The 15,059-nt window shown below is 64.4% G+C and carries 15 protein-coding genes; 6 read left to right on the plus strand and 9 right to left on the minus strand.

Annotated elements, in window-relative coordinates; all coding sequences use genetic code 11:
- Nucleotides 1-25: 25 nt before the first annotated feature.
- Complete coding sequence (locus HV770_RS35760) at nucleotides 26-964, minus strand: DMT family transporter (protein ID WP_175166154.1); 939 nt, start codon at nucleotides 962-964, stop codon at nucleotides 26-28.
- A gap of 440 nt (nucleotides 965-1,404) precedes the next feature.
- Here HV770_RS35760 and HV770_RS35765 point away from each other — a divergent pair, with 440 nt between their 5' ends.
- From HV770_RS35765 to HV770_RS35775, 3 genes are all read left to right on the plus strand, one after another.
- Nucleotides 1,405-2,511 carry a porin gene (locus HV770_RS35765; protein WP_175166155.1) on the plus strand — a complete coding sequence of 369 codons (1,107 nt, stop codon included), beginning with the start codon at nucleotides 1,405-1,407 and terminating at the stop codon, nucleotides 2,509-2,511.
- An 89-nt stretch (nucleotides 2,512-2,600) separates the two neighbouring features.
- The gene (gene gloA / locus HV770_RS35770; RefSeq protein ID WP_121316537.1) at nucleotides 2,601-2,987 is read left to right on the plus strand and encodes a lactoylglutathione lyase; all 387 of its coding nucleotides are present in this window, start codon (nucleotides 2,601-2,603) and stop codon (nucleotides 2,985-2,987) included.
- Nucleotides 2,988-3,072: 85 nt separating this feature from the next.
- Nucleotides 3,073-3,411 carry a hypothetical protein gene (locus HV770_RS35775; RefSeq protein ID WP_246291524.1) on the plus strand — a complete coding sequence of 113 codons (339 nt, stop codon included), beginning with the start codon at nucleotides 3,073-3,075 and terminating at the stop codon, nucleotides 3,409-3,411.
- Nucleotides 3,412-3,462: 51 nt separating this feature from the next.
- Here the strand turns inward: HV770_RS35775 and HV770_RS35780 are convergent, their stop codons facing one another.
- From HV770_RS35780 to HV770_RS35815, 8 genes are all read right to left on the minus strand, one after another.
- Nucleotides 3,463-4,353, minus strand: coding sequence for a M48 family metallopeptidase (locus tag HV770_RS35780; protein WP_175166156.1), 891 nt, complete (start codon nucleotides 4,351-4,353; stop codon nucleotides 3,463-3,465).
- A 42-nt stretch (nucleotides 4,354-4,395) separates the two neighbouring features.
- Complete coding sequence (locus tag HV770_RS35785; RefSeq protein ID WP_175166157.1) at nucleotides 4,396-5,154, minus strand: lysophospholipid acyltransferase family protein; 759 nt, start codon at nucleotides 5,152-5,154, stop codon at nucleotides 4,396-4,398.
- Nucleotides 5,155-5,194: 40 nt separating this feature from the next.
- Nucleotides 5,195-5,749 carry a D-glycero-beta-D-manno-heptose 1,7-bisphosphate 7-phosphatase gene (gene gmhB / locus HV770_RS35790; RefSeq protein WP_175166158.1) on the minus strand — a complete coding sequence of 185 codons (555 nt, stop codon included), beginning with the start codon at nucleotides 5,747-5,749 and terminating at the stop codon, nucleotides 5,195-5,197.
- A gap of 10 nt (nucleotides 5,750-5,759) precedes the next feature.
- Nucleotides 5,760-7,859 carry a glycine--tRNA ligase subunit beta gene (gene glyS, locus HV770_RS35795; RefSeq protein WP_175166159.1) on the minus strand — a complete coding sequence of 700 codons (2,100 nt, stop codon included), beginning with the start codon at nucleotides 7,857-7,859 and terminating at the stop codon, nucleotides 5,760-5,762.
- Between the two features lie 15 nt (nucleotides 7,860-7,874).
- Nucleotides 7,875-8,882 (minus strand): glycine--tRNA ligase subunit alpha, encoded by a 1,008-nt coding sequence (gene glyQ / locus HV770_RS35800; protein WP_168669818.1) that lies wholly within the window; start codon nucleotides 8,880-8,882, stop codon nucleotides 7,875-7,877.
- 201 nt (nucleotides 8,883-9,083) lie between these two features.
- Complete coding sequence (locus HV770_RS35805) at nucleotides 9,084-10,694, minus strand: FMN-binding glutamate synthase family protein (RefSeq protein ID WP_175166160.1); 1,611 nt, start codon at nucleotides 10,692-10,694, stop codon at nucleotides 9,084-9,086.
- Nucleotides 10,695-11,025: 331 nt separating this feature from the next.
- Nucleotides 11,026-12,204, minus strand: coding sequence for a tRNA 2-thiouridine(34) synthase MnmA (gene mnmA / locus HV770_RS35810; protein ID WP_175166161.1), 1,179 nt, complete (start codon nucleotides 12,202-12,204; stop codon nucleotides 11,026-11,028).
- A 70-nt stretch (nucleotides 12,205-12,274) separates the two neighbouring features.
- Nucleotides 12,275-12,754 carry an NUDIX hydrolase gene (locus HV770_RS35815; protein ID WP_175166162.1) on the minus strand — a complete coding sequence of 160 codons (480 nt, stop codon included), beginning with the start codon at nucleotides 12,752-12,754 and terminating at the stop codon, nucleotides 12,275-12,277.
- A gap of 207 nt (nucleotides 12,755-12,961) precedes the next feature.
- On the opposite strand from HV770_RS35815, the gene HV770_RS35820 reads away from it, so the two are divergent.
- The 3 genes from HV770_RS35820 to HV770_RS35830 form a co-directional block, all read left to right on the plus strand.
- On the plus strand, nucleotides 12,962-14,104 hold the full coding sequence (locus HV770_RS35820) for a Re/Si-specific NAD(P)(+) transhydrogenase subunit alpha (protein WP_121316545.1): 1,143 nt from the start codon (nucleotides 12,962-12,964) through the stop codon (nucleotides 14,102-14,104).
- 12 nt (nucleotides 14,105-14,116) lie between these two features.
- On the plus strand, nucleotides 14,117-14,443 hold the full coding sequence (locus HV770_RS35825) for an NAD(P) transhydrogenase subunit alpha part 2 (RefSeq protein WP_115781869.1): 327 nt from the start codon (nucleotides 14,117-14,119) through the stop codon (nucleotides 14,441-14,443).
- The coding region (locus HV770_RS35830; RefSeq protein WP_175166163.1) for an NAD(P)(+) transhydrogenase (Re/Si-specific) subunit beta at nucleotides 14,443-15,059 on the plus strand (617 nt) is incomplete at its 3' end. The genes HV770_RS35825 and HV770_RS35830, both read left to right, overlap by 1 nt.

Genomic DNA, 15,059 nt, shown 5'->3' on the forward strand with positions numbered 1-15,059 from the left:
GACCCGCGCGCGCCGCTAACTCCTGCTAGGACACCAGCCGCCGTTTCGCCGGCGCATTGACCAGCGCAATGCCGGTCAGCACCAGCACGGCAGCCATCAGAAAGCGCAGGCTGAACGACTCGCCGAGCAGCAACACGCCGAAGGTCACGCCGAACAAGGGCGTGAGAAACGAGAACACCGACAGGCGCGACGCGATATAACGCGTCAGCAACCAGAACCACACCAGATAGCTGACGAACGCGACGACCACTGCCTGGTACGCGAGACTCACGAGCACCAGTGGGGTGACGGTTTCCACGCGAGCCTGGCCAAGCCCGAGTGCGAGCGCGAGCAACACCACCGCCGACACCGTCAACTGATAAAACAGCGTCTTGCTGGCGCTCGACTGCGCGAGGCGCGTCGCGCGCACCACCACGGTCGTCGCGGCCCACGCGATGCCGGCCACCACGCCGAGCGCGTCGCCGGCCGCGCCCGTGAGCGCCGAGCTGCGGGCGGCGGCGCCATGCAGGAAGCCGTCGGCGAACGCCAGCGTCATCCCCGCGAACGCGACGAAGACGCCGAGCCATTGAATCCGCCGCATCCGTTCGCCGTCGACGAACCAGTGCAGCCCGAGCGCCGTGAAGCACGGCGCCGTGTACAGAAACACCGCCATGCGCGACGCGCTGGTCAGCGTCAGCCCGAGAAAGATACAGACGAACTCCGCCGCAAACAGCACGCCTGCGAGCAGGCCCGCGCCAAGCGTGCCGTCGTCGCGAAAGAGCGGCGTGCCGCGTGCGCGCGCCCATCCCCATACCAGCACCGCCGCGATCGCCGAACGCAAGCCCGCCTGAAAGACCGGCGGCAATGCCGAGTTGGTGCTTTTGATCGCGACTTGCTGGAGTCCCCAGATCGCGCACAAGCCGATCATCAGCAGGATGGCGAAGCTATCCGGGGCGCGGCGTGCGGGCAGGGCGGTGGTGCTCATGGGGCGGCGGTGGGGAGGTCGACGAAGCAGTGGAGGGGCGGCGCACAGTATCGGATGCCGGCGCGCCGCAGGTAATCGGTAATCGACCGGATGGACCGGCCTTCGGCCGCACGGCCGCTGCCTCGCCCATAGGCCAGGATCGTACGATAGCAAAGCCGCCGCGCCCGCAAACGAAGCCTCTACCTTCTACGCGCGCTTCTTTACCACTGCAAGTTTTTTGTGCCCTTCACAACACCCTTGTCAGACTATTTTCTTGACGCCGCCGTTTCGCGCTAAGGTTCGAACAGGTGGGTTTCGTCAGCCCATTCGCATGGACCCAAGACGACAGCAAGTGCAGCGTTCCGCCACGACGAACGCGCTGACAATGCGCCAGATCGAATTGCGCCGCCCCACGCCTACGAACCCATCCGCGCAACGCGGAGCCGGTACGAGGAGACGGAATGAAGAACGCAACCAGGTGGATGGCGGCGATGGCGGCGCTGGGATGCCCGATCGCGCACGCGCAATCGAGTGTCACGTTCTACGGCGTGGTGGATGAGAGCGTGCGTTATCTGACCAACGTGAACAAGGCCGGCGACCGGTCGCTCGGGCTCGGTCCGGGCGGCCTCACGCAGAGCCGCTGGGGCCTGAAAGGCGTCGAGGATCTCGGCGGCGGCTGGTCCACCTTCTTCAAGCTCGAAAACCGTTTCAACATCAACAGCGGGCGCAGCGACCCGACCTTGCCGTTCTTCAACGAAGCGCAGGTGGGCGTGCGCTCGAACGCGTTCGGTCAGGTCATTCTGGGGCGCCAGTACAACGTGATGATCGAAGGCATCACGGCGGGCGGCTACGGCAGCAACTGGTGGATTCCATACGACTTCAGCTTCCAGCCGGAAGTGACGATGACGGGCGGCATCTGGACCAGCAACCAGGTGCAGTATCAGGCGAGATATAACGGTCTCAGCTTCGCGGCCGGTTATGCGTTCGGCGGCAATGCGGGCAATTCGTTCGGCAGTCAGATCGGCGCGGCCCTCGCTTATAAACCGGTGGGCGGACCGTTCAGCATCGGCGGCGCGTACGAAGAGTCGAAAGATTCGGTGAACGGCGCGGCGGCGAAAGCGTGGACCTTCGGCGCTTCGTACACATGGAATCTCACCCGCTTTTCGGCGGGCTATATCGTCAATCAGAACGACGCCGGATTTTCGAACTTCGCCAACGGACCGTTCACCGCGCCCGTGCTGGCCGCGCTCAAGTACACAGACTTCGCGCGGCGCCGCATGATCATGGGCGGCATCACGCAGCAGGTCGGCAACGCATGGCACTTCGCCGCGAACATCTGGCGCACGTTGCAGGACGGCAAGACCGCGAAGCAGGACGGCTCGGCGCGGCAATATCAGCTGGTCGCCGACTACAATCTGTCGAAGCGCACCGACGTCTATCTGGAAGGCGATTTCGCCCAGTACCGGGGTGACCTGATCGGCGCGCAGCTGCAAGGTGTCAATGGCGTCGGACTCGCGCAGAAGGGCACGCAACTCGGCCTGATGGCGGGGCTGCGGCATCAGTTCTGAGCGCCGCGCCGCGGGCGCCGGACTCTGCAGCGCCGCGTGATTCCGGGTACATTGACGGTCTCGTTTTACTACGCAACAGGGAGTGCACAATGCGCCTGCTTCACACCATGCTCCGGGTCGGCGACCTGGATCGTTCGATCGCCTTCTACACCGAACTGCTCGGCATGAAACTGCTGCGCCGCGAAGACTATCCGGACGGTAAATTCACGCTGGCTTTCGTCGGCTATACGGACGAACGCGACGGCACTGTCATCGAACTGACGCACAACTGGGACACGCCGACGTACGATCTGGGCAACGGCTTCGGTCACCTCGCGGTCGAAGTCGAAGACGCGTATGCCGCTTGCGACAAGATCAAGGCTCAAGGCGGCACGGTCGTGCGCGAAGCCGGCCCGATGAAACACGGCACCACCGTGATCGCATTCGTGACGGACCCGGACGGTTACAAGATCGAATTCATCCAGAAGAAAAAGTAACGTAGTCGGCGGGGCAAGCTCAAACAATGAACAACAATATCCCTACTTTAAAGAACTCGGCGAGATCCACGCTGAAATCCAGGCATTGTTAGACGGCTCCGCGGATGACGGCGCGCTGCAACGGATCGCGGCGCGCTTTGCGCCGCAATTCACGATGGTGATGCCGTCCGGCGTCACCGTGGACCACGCCGGCGCGCGCGAGCTTTTCGGCAAGCTGCGCGGGGCGCCTCCGGGCTCGCAAATCACGATTCGCGATATGGAGATCGTCGCCGACTATGCGTCGGGCGCGGTGGTGAAGTATCGCGAATATCAGCGCGACGGCGCGGGCAATGCGAACGTGCGGCGCTCGACGGCGGTGCTGGACCTCGCCGCGCACGGCAAGGTGACGTGGCGTCATCTGCACGAAACCTACTGCACGGAGTGATGCGCGAATCCGCGCAACTGGCGAGGGTGGTTGAGTGTTTGCCGCGCTAGCTCAAAGCGTCGGCAGCAATTCCGGCGGATGCGACTTCAGCGTTTGCCGCGCCTCGCGGAATTCCGGAAATATCGATTCGACTGTTTGCCAGAAACGCGGGCTGTGATTCATCTCACGCAGATGCGCGAGTTCATGCGCGACCACGTAATCGATGATGGACAGCGGAAAGTGAATCAGCCGCCAGTTCAAACGGATCTTGCCATCGCTCGAACAACTGCCCCAGCGCGTGGCCGCTGACGAGAGCGCATACGCGCGATAGTTGACACCCAGCTTCTCCGCGTAAATGGCGAGGCGCTCGCCGAACAGACGCTTCGCTTCGCCTTGCAACCAGCCTTGCACGCGGTCCTTGATCTGCTGCGGGTCGGCTTGCAACGGCAACGGTACTTGCAGGGCGGCGGCCTCCGCGTTGAACGCGAGCGTGCCTTGTGGCGAGCCGAGCTTCACACGCACCGGTTGACCGAGGTAGGGCACTTCGGCGCCGTCTTTCCAGTCGACTTTCGGCAATGCGCGCTGTTCGACACGCGTTTGCCATTCGATCAGTTTCGTGAAAATCCAGCGCTGTTTTTCGGTGATCGCGGTTTCGATATCGGCGAGCGTGACCCAGCGCGGCGCAGTGATCGTGAGGCCCGTGCTGTCGATTGCGAAACCGATCGAACGGCGTGCCGAACGCTTGAGCACGTAATGCAGCGTGCGCGGGCCAATCGACACACTGCGCAGCTTGCTGCCGTCCGGTGCCAGCGGCACGGCCGGCTGTTGCCCGGCGGGTGAGCCCGATGAGGGCGCGCACGGCGAAGGCGACGACGACATCGACCCCGGCTCGGCGAAGAGCGGGAGATCGAGCTGCCGGTTATCGAGCGCCGCAGCGGGCTGCGACGTAGGAGACTTCTGCATCGGATTCGCTTCGCGCAACACGCCTTCGAGAGCGTGGGCGCGTCAGATTGGTGCGGCGGCGGAACGACTGTCCGTCACGTGGTACGCGGCAGGATCGATGCGACGCATTTCAGCTTCGATCCATTGTTCGACGCGCGTGTTGACTTCGTCGGGCGTGAGCCCCGTCGTGTCGATTGGCTTGCCGATCGACACTGTGACTATACCCGCATATTTCAGAAACGAGTTACGCGGCCACACGCGTCCTGCGTTGTGCGCGATCGGCACGACCGGCGCGCCGGTGGCGATCGCGAAGCGCGCGCCGCCGGTCTTGTACTTGCCTTGCTTGCCGGTCGGCGTGCGCGTGCCTTCCGGAAACATGATGACCCAGGCGCCTTCGGCCATGCGCGCCTTGCCTTGTTTGATGACGGATTCGAACGCGTACTTGCCTTCCTTGCGATCGATGTGAACCATCTTCAACATGCCGAGCGCCCAGCCGAAAAACGGCACGTACAGCAGCTCGCGCTTGAACACGTAGCACAGCGGTCGCGGCATCAATGCCGGAAACGCCAGCGTTTCCCACGCAGATTGATGCTTGGAGAGCAGCACCGCCGGGCCGTTGGGCAGATTCTCGTAGCCTTCGATCCTGTAGCGGATGCCGTTGAGCCAACGCACCGTGTGGAGGGTCGCACGGCACCACCCTGCCGCCATCCAGTAGCGGTTGTCGGCGCGCATGAACGGGAACGCGATGAAGCATGCGGTTGCGTACGGCACCGTGAACAGAACGAAGTAGATCAGCAGCAGCAGGGAACGGATGAAGCGCATCGGCGTGGTCAGTGAGGGTTGGGGACGCGCATGGCGCGCGTCACTCTTGTGCGTCGGCGAGGAAGTCGAGCGCGAATGCGCGCAGGTCGTCGTGCACGATCGTGCCGTCGGGCAAGCCGCCGGCCGCGAGCGTCTTCTTGCCCTTGCCGGTCAGCACCAGATGAAGCGGATGACCGAGCGCCGCGCCCGCTTGCAGATCGCGCATCGCATCGCCGACGACCGGCGTATTGGCCGGATCGACTTCGAACCGCTCGGTGATCATTTTCAGCATGCCGGGCTTCGGCTTGCGGCATTCGCAGTGATCTTCCGCCGTATGCGGGCAGAAGAATACCGCTTCGATACGCCCACCGACCGCCGCCGCCATCCGATGCATCTTCAGATGCATCGCATTGAGCGCGTTCATGTCGAACAGACCGCGCCCGATGCCCGACTGGTTGGTCGCGATAGCCACGCGATAACCGGCCTGGTTCAGACGCGCGATCGCTTCGAGCGAACCCGGCAGGGCGACCCATTCGTCCGGCGACTTGATGAACGCGTCGGAGTCGACGTTGATCACGCCGTCGCGGTCGAGGATCACCACTTTCTTGTTCGGCATGGCGCGGTGCTCAGGCGGCGAGCCGGGAAATGTCGGCGACGCAGTTCATCTGCTGATGCAGCGCGCCGAGCAAGGCCAGACGGTTGGCGCGCAGCGCAGGGTCTTCGGCGTTGACCATCACGTCGTTGAAGAACGTGTCGACCGGTTCGCGCAGTGCGGCGAGCGCGGTCAGCGCACTCGTGTAGTCGCGCGCGGACAGTTGCGTCTGCACGCGCGGCGCGACCTGTTCGAGCTGCGCATGCAAAGCCTTTTCCGCCGCTTCGACGAGCAGCGCGGCTTGCACGCCGCCGCTCGCCGAGCCTTCCGACTTCTTCAGGATGTTCGAGATACGCTTGTTGGCCGCTGCGAGCGATGCCGCTTCGCTCAGCGCCGCGAACTCGCGCACCGCATCGAGGCGCGCGACGATGTCGTCAAGATGCGTCGGGTTCAACGCCAGCACCGCGTCGATTTCACCGGCCGCGTAACCGCGTTCGCGCAGCAAACCGCGCAGGCGGTCCATGCTGAAGTCGTAGATGGCTTGAGTCGAATCGGCGACGTTCGGCACTGCGGCGAATTGCGCATAAGCGGTGCGCAGCAGTTCGACGAAGTCGACCGGCAGTTGCTTCTCGACCAGAATGCGCAGCACGCCGAGCGCGTGACGGCGCAGCGCGAACGGATCTTTTTCGCCGGTGGGTTGCAGGCCGATGCCCCAGATGCCGACCAGCGTTTCGAGCTTGTCGGCGAGCGCGACGACGGTGCCGGTCGCCGTGGTGGGCAATGCGTCGCCCGAAAAGCGCGGCTGATAGTGTTCCGAGCAGGCGAGCGCGACTTCTTCCGGCTCGCCGTCGTGGCGCGCGTAATACGTGCCCATCGTGCCTTGCAGCTCGGGGAATTCGCCGACCATGTCGGTGATCAGGTCGGCCTTCGCGAGACGCGCGGCGCGCTTCGCGAGCGTCGCATCGGCGCCGATCAGCCCCGCGATTGCACCGGCCAGCGCTTCGAGCCGCTCGACGCGTTGCAGCGCCGAGCCCAGCTTGTTGTGATAGACGACGTTCGCGAGCAGCGGCACGCGCTCGGCGAGCGGCTTTTTCTTGTCCTGCTCGAAGAAGAACTTCGCGTCGGCCAGACGCGGGCGCACCACGCGCTCATTGCCTTCGACGATATCGCCCGGCGTCGTCGTCTCGATGTTCGACACGATCAGGAAGCGCGAGCGCAGCTTGCCGTTGGCATCGGTCAATGCGAAGTACTTCTGGTTTGTCTGCATCGTGAGGATCAGGCATTCCTGCGGCACTTGCAGGAACTCGTCCTCGAAACGGCACGAATAGACCACCGGCCATTCGACCAGCGACGTCACTTCGTCGAGCAGCGCTTCGGGCATCACCACCTGGTCGCCGTTGGCTTGCGCGAGCAGATGCGTGCGGATGACTTCCTTGCGGTCGGCGAAATTCGCGACCACGCGGCCCTTGTGCAGCAGCGTTTCGGCGTAGGCATCCGCGTGCTGGATCTGCACGAAACCTTCGGACAGGAAGCGGTGGCCGAGCGTGGTGTCGTCGGCGTCGATGCCGAGCGCGCTGACCGGCACGACCTGGTCGTTATGCAGTGCGGTCAGACGATGCGCCGGACGCACGAACTTCACATTGGTGCCGTCCGGACGCTGATAGGTCATGAACTTGGGGATCGGCAGCTTGGCGAGCGTTTCGTCGAGCGCGCTTTGCAGGCCGTCGGCGAGCGTCGCGCCGGGCGCCGCGTAGCGCAGGAAGAACGCCTCAGCCTTGCCGTCCTGTGCGCGCTCCAGGTCGTTCAGCGAAAAATCGGGGAAGCCGAGCGCGGCGAGTTTCTTCGCGAGCGGCGCGGTGGGCTGACCGTCTTTGTCCAGCGCGACGGAAACCGGCAGCACTTTTTCGCGCACGTGTTTTTCCGGCGCAACCGGGCGCACGTTCCTGATCGTGACCGCGAGGCGGCGCGGCGTGGCGTAACGTTCGAACGTCAGTTCGCCTTCGATCAGGTCGAGCGCCGCGAGCCGCTGCGCGATGCCTTCGGCGAACGCCTCACCGAGACGGGCGAGCGCTTTCGGCGGCAGTTCTTCGGTGAGCAGCTCGACGAGCAGGGTAGCTTGATGGGGTTGAGTCATGAGGTGATGTTCTCGTCAGTCCTGGTCGATCTTGCGTTCGACTTTCAGCGGCGGCGCCCACGCGGGCATTGCGGCATCTTGCGCGTCGGTGGTGAGGCCGGGCACGCCGTGCACGGGATTGCCGAGCATCGGGAAGCCGAGCTTTTCGCGCGAATCGTAGTAAGCCTGCGCAACCAGACGCGACAGCGCGCGAATCCGGCCGATGTACGCCGCGCGTTCGGTGACCGAAATGGCGCCGCGCGCGTCGAGCAGATTGAACGTGTGGCCCGCTTTCAACACGAGTTCGTAAGCGGGCAATGCGATCTGCGCTTCGATCATGCGCTTCGCTTCCGCTTCGTAGCTGTTGAAGAACGTGAACAGCAGATCGACGTTCGCGTGTTCGAAGTTATACGTGGACTGTTCGACTTCGTTCTGGTGATAGACGTCGCCGTAAGTGAGACGGCGCATTTCCGGACCATTCGGGCCTTGCTCTTCCCACTCGGTCCACACGAGGTCGTAGACGTTTTCGACCTTCTGCAAGTACATGGCGAGGCGTTCGAGCCCGTACGTGATTTCGCCGAGCACCGGCTTGCAGGCCAGACCGCCCACTTCCTGGAAATAGGTGAACTGGGTCACTTCCATGCCGTTCAGCCACACTTCCCAGCCCAGACCCCAGGCGCCGAGCGTCGGGTTTTCCCAGTCGTCTTCGACGAAGCGCACGTCGTTCTGCTTCAGGTCGAAGCCGAGCGCTTCGAGCGAGCCGAGGTACAGGTCGAGGATGTTTTCCGGCGCGGGTTTCAGCACCACCTGGTACTGGTAGTAGTGCTGCAGACGGTTCGGGTTTTCGCCATAGCGGCCGTCTTTCGGTCGGCGCGAGGGCTGCACATAAGCGGCGCGCCACGGCTCGGGGCCGATTGCGCGCAGGAACGTATGAACGTGGGACGTGCCCGCGCCGACTTCCATGTCGATCGGCTGGAGCAATGCGCAACCCTGCTTGTCCCAATAGGACTGCAGTGTCAGGATGATTTGCTGAAACGTGAGCATGAAGTGCCTTTCGGGCATGGGGCTCCCCGCCAGGCGCCGAAGCGCGCGAGGTGGCCGTGGAGCGAAGTGCTAAACCGTAGATTTTAACGGAAAGGCAAGGGGGCGTCCGTTTTACGGGGGTCGAACGCGGGCGGGATGCGGTTTTTGAACGACACCGGGCCGCGTGTCGGCGGCCCGGTGTCGTGAATCATGCGCCGGCGTTCACGTCGTCGCCAGTTCCACCCTCGGCGAGAACGAGTCGCTTTGCGCGACAGGCCAGTACTTCTCGAACAGCGAGTAGCGATAGTTGCCGGTGAGCAGATCGTTCGGTTCGAGATACTTCAGCAGTTCCGACATCAGCCGCACTTCATGCGACGACACGCGCCGCACGATGTGATGCGCGCGCAGTTCCGCCGGATGTTTCAACCCCGCGGCCTGAATGATTTCCTTCAGCGCATGCAGCGTGTTGTGGTGGAAGTTGAACACGCGGTCGGCCTTGTCCGGCACCACCAGCGCGCGCTGGCGCACCGGGTCCTGGGTCGCGACGCCGGTCGGGCAGCGGCCCGTGTGGCAGGTCTGCGCCTGGATGCAGCCGACCGCGAACATGAAGCCGCGCGCCGCGTTGACCCAGTCCGCGCCGATCGCCAGCGTCTTCGTGATGTCGAACGCGGTGATCATCTTGCCGCTCGCGCCGATCCGGATGCGCTGCCGCAAGCCGATCCCGACCAGCGTGTTGTGCACCAGCAGCAGGCCTTCCTGCAACGGCACACCGACGTGATCGGTGAATTCGAGCGGCGCCGCGCCGGTGCCGCCTTCTGCGCCGTCCACGACGATGAAGTCCGGCAGAATGCCCGTTTCCAGCATCGCCTTCGCAATGCCGAAGAACTCCCACGGGTGCCCGATGCACAGCTTGAAGCCGGTCGGCTTGCCGCCCGACAGCGTGCGCAGACGCTCGACGAATTCGAGCAGGCCGCGCGGCGTCGAGAACTCCGAGTGGGTGGCCGGCGAAATGCAATCGCGGCCCATCGGTACGCCGCGCGTTTCCGCGATTTCCGGCGTGATCTTGGCCGCGGGCAGTACGCCGCCGTGGCCCGGCTTCGCGCCTTGCGACAGCTTCACCTCGATCATCTTCACTTGCGGCTCGGCGGCCTGCTTCGCGAACTTCTCCGCGCTGAACGTGCCGTCGTCGTTGCGGCAGCCGAAGTAGCCCGAGGCGATTTCCCAGATGATGTCGCCGCCATGCTCGCGGTGATACTTCGACATCGAGCCTTCGCCCGTGTCGTGCGCGAAGTTGCCCTTTTTCGCGCCGAGGTTCAGCGCCATGATCGCATTCGCCGACAGCGAGCCGAAGCTCATCGCGGAGACATTGAAGATCGACATCGAATAAGGCTGGGCGCGCTCGGAGCCGACGACGATGCGAAAGTCATGACTGTCCAGCGTGGTCGGCGCGAGCGAGTGGCTGAGCCACTCGTGCGCGACGGCTTTGACGTCGACTTCGGTGCCGTACGGACGGCTGTCGACGTCGTTCTTCGCGCGCTGGTAGACGATGCTGCGCTGCGCGCGCGAGAACGGTTTTTCATCGGTGTCGTTTTCGACGAAATACTGGCGAATTTCCGGGCGGATGAATTCGAACAGGAAGCGGAAGTGGCCCCACAGCGGATAGTTGCGCAGAATCGCATGGCGCTGCTGCGTCAGATCGAACAGGCCGAGCGCGACGAGCGCGAGCGGCACGATGATCCAGAACCACGAAATATGCTGTGTGGCGGCCAGCGCCGCGCAGCCGGCGAGCAGCGCGGTGGCGCACCACATGGCCAGATAGCGTCGAGAAAACATGGGAACTCCGGTGTAGTGAAGATCGTCGCGGCGGGATCGCCGGCGCGCTCGGCGCAGGCGGAATCCACCGCAAAGGAAACTGACGGCTGCGGATCAGCGCGAAGCGGGCATCAGCCTCGCGCGGCCTCGCGCGCTGGCCCGTATGTGCGAAGCCACGCACAAGGCAGCAGCCGGGCAAATCTGAAGATGAGGCGTGCGAACGAATGACAAGCGTCGCACGCGAAGGTGAAGCGTGTGTGAAGGGTGTGCAAGGAAGGAGCACGACGGCTGGCGCGAGCGAGGCAAACACGCCGAGCGTGTCGGACCTGCGCTGCTTGCCCGCTTGCATCGCTTAGCGTGCGCGCAGCAGTGCCGCTTTCTGCCGCCGTTTCTTTAGCCGCTCTTGCGTCTGGTCTTGCGGCAGCACAGCCGGCTGTCCTGTCACCGCGTGTTCGATGATGCCGCCGCCAAGGCACACTTCGCCGTCATAGAGCACCGCTGATTGACCCGGTGTGACGGCCCATTGAGCGGTATCGAAAGTCAGTTCGAAGAGGCCTTCGCCACCGCTCGCCGCATTGAACGTACACGGCGCATCCGCTTGCCGATAACGCGTTTTCGCGCCGCACGCGAAGCCTTCCGCCGGCGGCTCGCCCGCGACCCAGCTCGTGTTGCCCGCGCTCAGCGTATGACTGAGCAGCCAAGGGTGCTCGTGGCCCTGCGCGACGTACAGCGAGTTCGACGGAATATCCTTGCCGGCCACGAACCACGGGTCGCCGCTGCCGTCCTTGCTGCCGCCGAGGCCGATGCCCTTGCGCTGGCCGAACGTGTAGAACGCGAGACCGATGTGTTCGCCGACCACTTTGCCGTCGGTAGTTTTCATCGGGCCCGGTTTGGTCGGCAGATAGCGGTTCAGGAAGTCGCGGAACGGCCGTTCGCCGATGAAGCAGATGCCGGTCGAATCCTTCTTCTTCGCATTCGGCAGTGCAATCTGCTCGGCGATTTCACGCACCTTGGTCTTGGGAATCTCGCCCAGCGGAAACAGCGTCTTCGACAATTGCGCCTGGTTCAGCCGGTGCAGGAAGTACGACTGGTCCTTCGTGTGGTCGAACGCCTTCAGCAATTCGAAGCGGCCATTGTTCTCGCGCACGCGCGCATAGTGGCCCGTCGCGATGGTTTCCGCGCCGAGCGACATCGCGTGGTCGAGGAAGGCCTTGAACTTGATTTCGGCGTTGCACAGCACGTCCGGATTCGGCGTGCGGCCGGCCGAGTATTCGCGCAAGAATTCGGCGAACACGCGGTCCTTGTATTCCGAGGCGAAGTTCACCGCTTCGACGTCGATGCCGATCAGGTCCGCTACCGACACCACGTCGATCCAGTCCTGCCGCGTCGAGCAGTATTCGCTGTCGTCGTCGTCTTCCCAGTTCTTCATGAACAGGCCGACCACGTCGTAGCCCTGTTCCTTCAGCAGCCACGCGGTGACCGACGAATCGACGCCGCCCGACATGCCTACTACGACTTTCTGCTTGCTCATAAGATGCTCACTGGGTGCTGCATGACTGCATGGATCGCGGGATGGCCGCTCGTGACGGCGCCCGCGAGGGTTATCTTTCGGGCCCGACCGAATGCGTATGCACGAAGTCGAGCGGGAAACGCCGGCCGGCGAGGTAGTCGTCGACGCATTGCATGACGAGCGGCGTGCGATGCCGTTCGGGGCATGCGCGCAGTTCGTCGGCGCTCATCCACAAGGTGCGGACGATGTCCGGATCGAGCGCGCGCTGCGGCTCTGGTTCGCCGCCTGCACCGCAATAGGTAAAGCGCAGGTAGGTGATGCCCGCGCTGCCGGGCCGCTCGAAGTGGGCCATGTACAGGCCGACCAGCGCCTCGGGCGTGAACGGATGGGCAGTTTCCTCGAGCGTTTCGCGGCTCACCGCCTGCTGAAGCGTTTCGCCCGCTTCGAGATGGCCGGCGGGCTGATTCAGGCGCAAGCCGTCGGCGGTATGTTCCTCGACGACGAGAAAGCGCCCGTCACGCTCGACGATCGCCGCGACGGTCACGTGCGGCAGCCAGGTTTCCGGTTTCATGGCTGCGCATTTTACCGTTTATGGGCTTGGGCTGCCGGGAGCCGGCCCGTTGCGGCCCTTGGCAGGCCGCACGGCCACCCCCGGATTGTCCCCGATTTCTGTGCACCCCCCGGTTTCGGTTAAAGTGAGGCGTTAGCCGTTGCAATTGCAAGCCGGCGTGCCTCGTCGGCCGATCTGTCGTCAAACAGGAAGTCGAGGAGGAACACGATGCATATCGGAGTGCCAGCCGAGACGCGCGCGCACGAAACCCGCGTCGCCGCGACGCCCGAAACGGTCAAGAAGTACGTGACCCAGGGCCACCGGGTCACGATCCAGAGCGGCGCGGGCGCCGCCGCGAGCTTTCCTGACGAGGCCTTCACGGCCGCCGGCGCGGAAATCGTCGATGCGGCCACCGCCTTCGGCGCCGATCTCCTCCTCAAAGTCCAGTCTCCCACCGATACCGAGTTGCCGCTCCTGAAGCGCGGCGCGACGCTGGTCGGCATGCTCGACCCGTTCAACGCCGAGAACGCGCGGAAGCTCGCCGAGGCCGGCGTCACCGCGTTCGCGCTCGAAGCCGCGCCGCGTACGACGCGCGCGCAGAGCCTCGACGTGCTGTCGTCGCAGGCGAACATCGCGGGCTACAAGGCGGTGCTGCTGGCGGCGACGCTCTATCCGCGTTTCATGCCGATGCTGATGACCGCGGCCGGCACCGTGAAAGCCGCGCGTGTGCTGATTCTCGGCGCGGGCGTGGCGGGCCTGCAGGCGATCGCGACCGCCAAGCGCCTCGGCGCGGTGATCGAGGCGTCGGACGTGCGGCCGGCCGTGAAAGAGCAGATCGAATCGCTCGGCGCGAAGTTTCTCGACGTGCCCTACGAAACCGACGAGGAGCGCGAAGCGGCGCAAGGCGTCGGCGGCTATGCGCGGCCGATGCCGCCGTCGTGGCTCACGCGTCAGTCGGCGCTGGTCCATGAGCGGGCGAAGCAGGCGGACGTGGTGATCTCCACCGCGCTGATTCCGGGCCGCGCCGCGCCGACGCTGATCTCGGTCGACACCGTGCAGGCGATGAAACCGGGCTCCGTGCTGGTCGATCTCGCGGCCGGACGCGGCGCGGAGTACGAGGGCCGGCGCGGCGGCAACTGTCCGCTGACCGAGGCGGACCAGGTGGTGCTCAGGCATGGCGTGCAGATCGTCGGCTATACGAACCTGGCGTCGATGGTGCCCGCCGACGCGTCGTCGCTCTACGCGCGCAACCTGCTCGACTTCCTCAAGCTGATCATCACGAAGGAAGGCGCGCTGAACATCGATCTCGCGGACGACATCGTCGCGGCCACGCTGCTGGCCCGTGATGGCGCAGTCACGCGCACGGCCTAGAGGAGAACGGCAATGGAAGTCATCAACCACACCGTCATCAACCTGATCATCTTCGTGCTGGCGATCTACGTCGGCTACCACGTGGTCTGGAACGTCACGCCCGCGCTGCACACGCCGCTGATGGCCGTGACCAATGCGATCTCGGCGATCGTGATCGTCGGCGCGATGCTCGCCGCCGGTCTCACGTTGGGCGCGCCCGGCAAGTTCTTCGGCACGCTCGCGGTCGCGCTCGCGGCCGTCAACGTGTTCGGCGGCTTTCTCGTCACCCGGCGAATGCTGGAGATGTTCCGCAAGAAAGAGCCGAAGAAGCTCCCCGCAGCTGCCAAGGAGAACGCGTAATGAGTCTGAACGTCGTCACGCTGCTTTATCTGGTCGCGTCGGTCTGCTTCATTCAGGCGCTCAAGGGGCTGTCGAATCCGAAGACGGCGCGCGTCGGCAATACCTTCGGCATGGTCGGGATGGCGATTGCGATCCTCACGACCATCGCGCTGATCGCGAAACAGGCCTCGGCGCTCGGCTCGAACCTCGGCCTCGGGCTCGGCCTGCTGCTGGTCGCGCTGGTGATCGGCGGCGCGGTCGGCGCGTTCGTCGCCGCGCGCGTCGAGATGACCAAGATGCCCGAACTGGTCGCGGCCATGCACTCGCTGATCGGTCTCGCGGCGGTCTGCATCGCGTATGCGGTGGTGTCGGAGCCGGCCGCGTTCGGGCTCGGCGATCCCGACTATCCGATGCCGGGCTTTCTGCCGTTCGGCAATCGCATCGAGCTGTTCATCGGCACGTTCGTCGGTGCGATCACGTTCTCCGGCTCGGTGATCGCGTTCGGCAAGCTGTCGGGCAAGTACAAGTTCCGGCTCTTCCAGGGCGCGCCGGTCGTGTACAGCGGCCAGCATCTGATCAACCTGATGCTCGCCATCGCGATGCTCGGCTTCGGCATCATCTTCTTTCTCACGCAGGC

Origin of the sequence: Paraburkholderia fynbosensis (genome assembly GCF_902859935.1) — a bacterium.
Classification (GTDB): Bacteria; Pseudomonadota; Gammaproteobacteria; order Burkholderiales; family Burkholderiaceae; genus Paraburkholderia; species Paraburkholderia fynbosensis.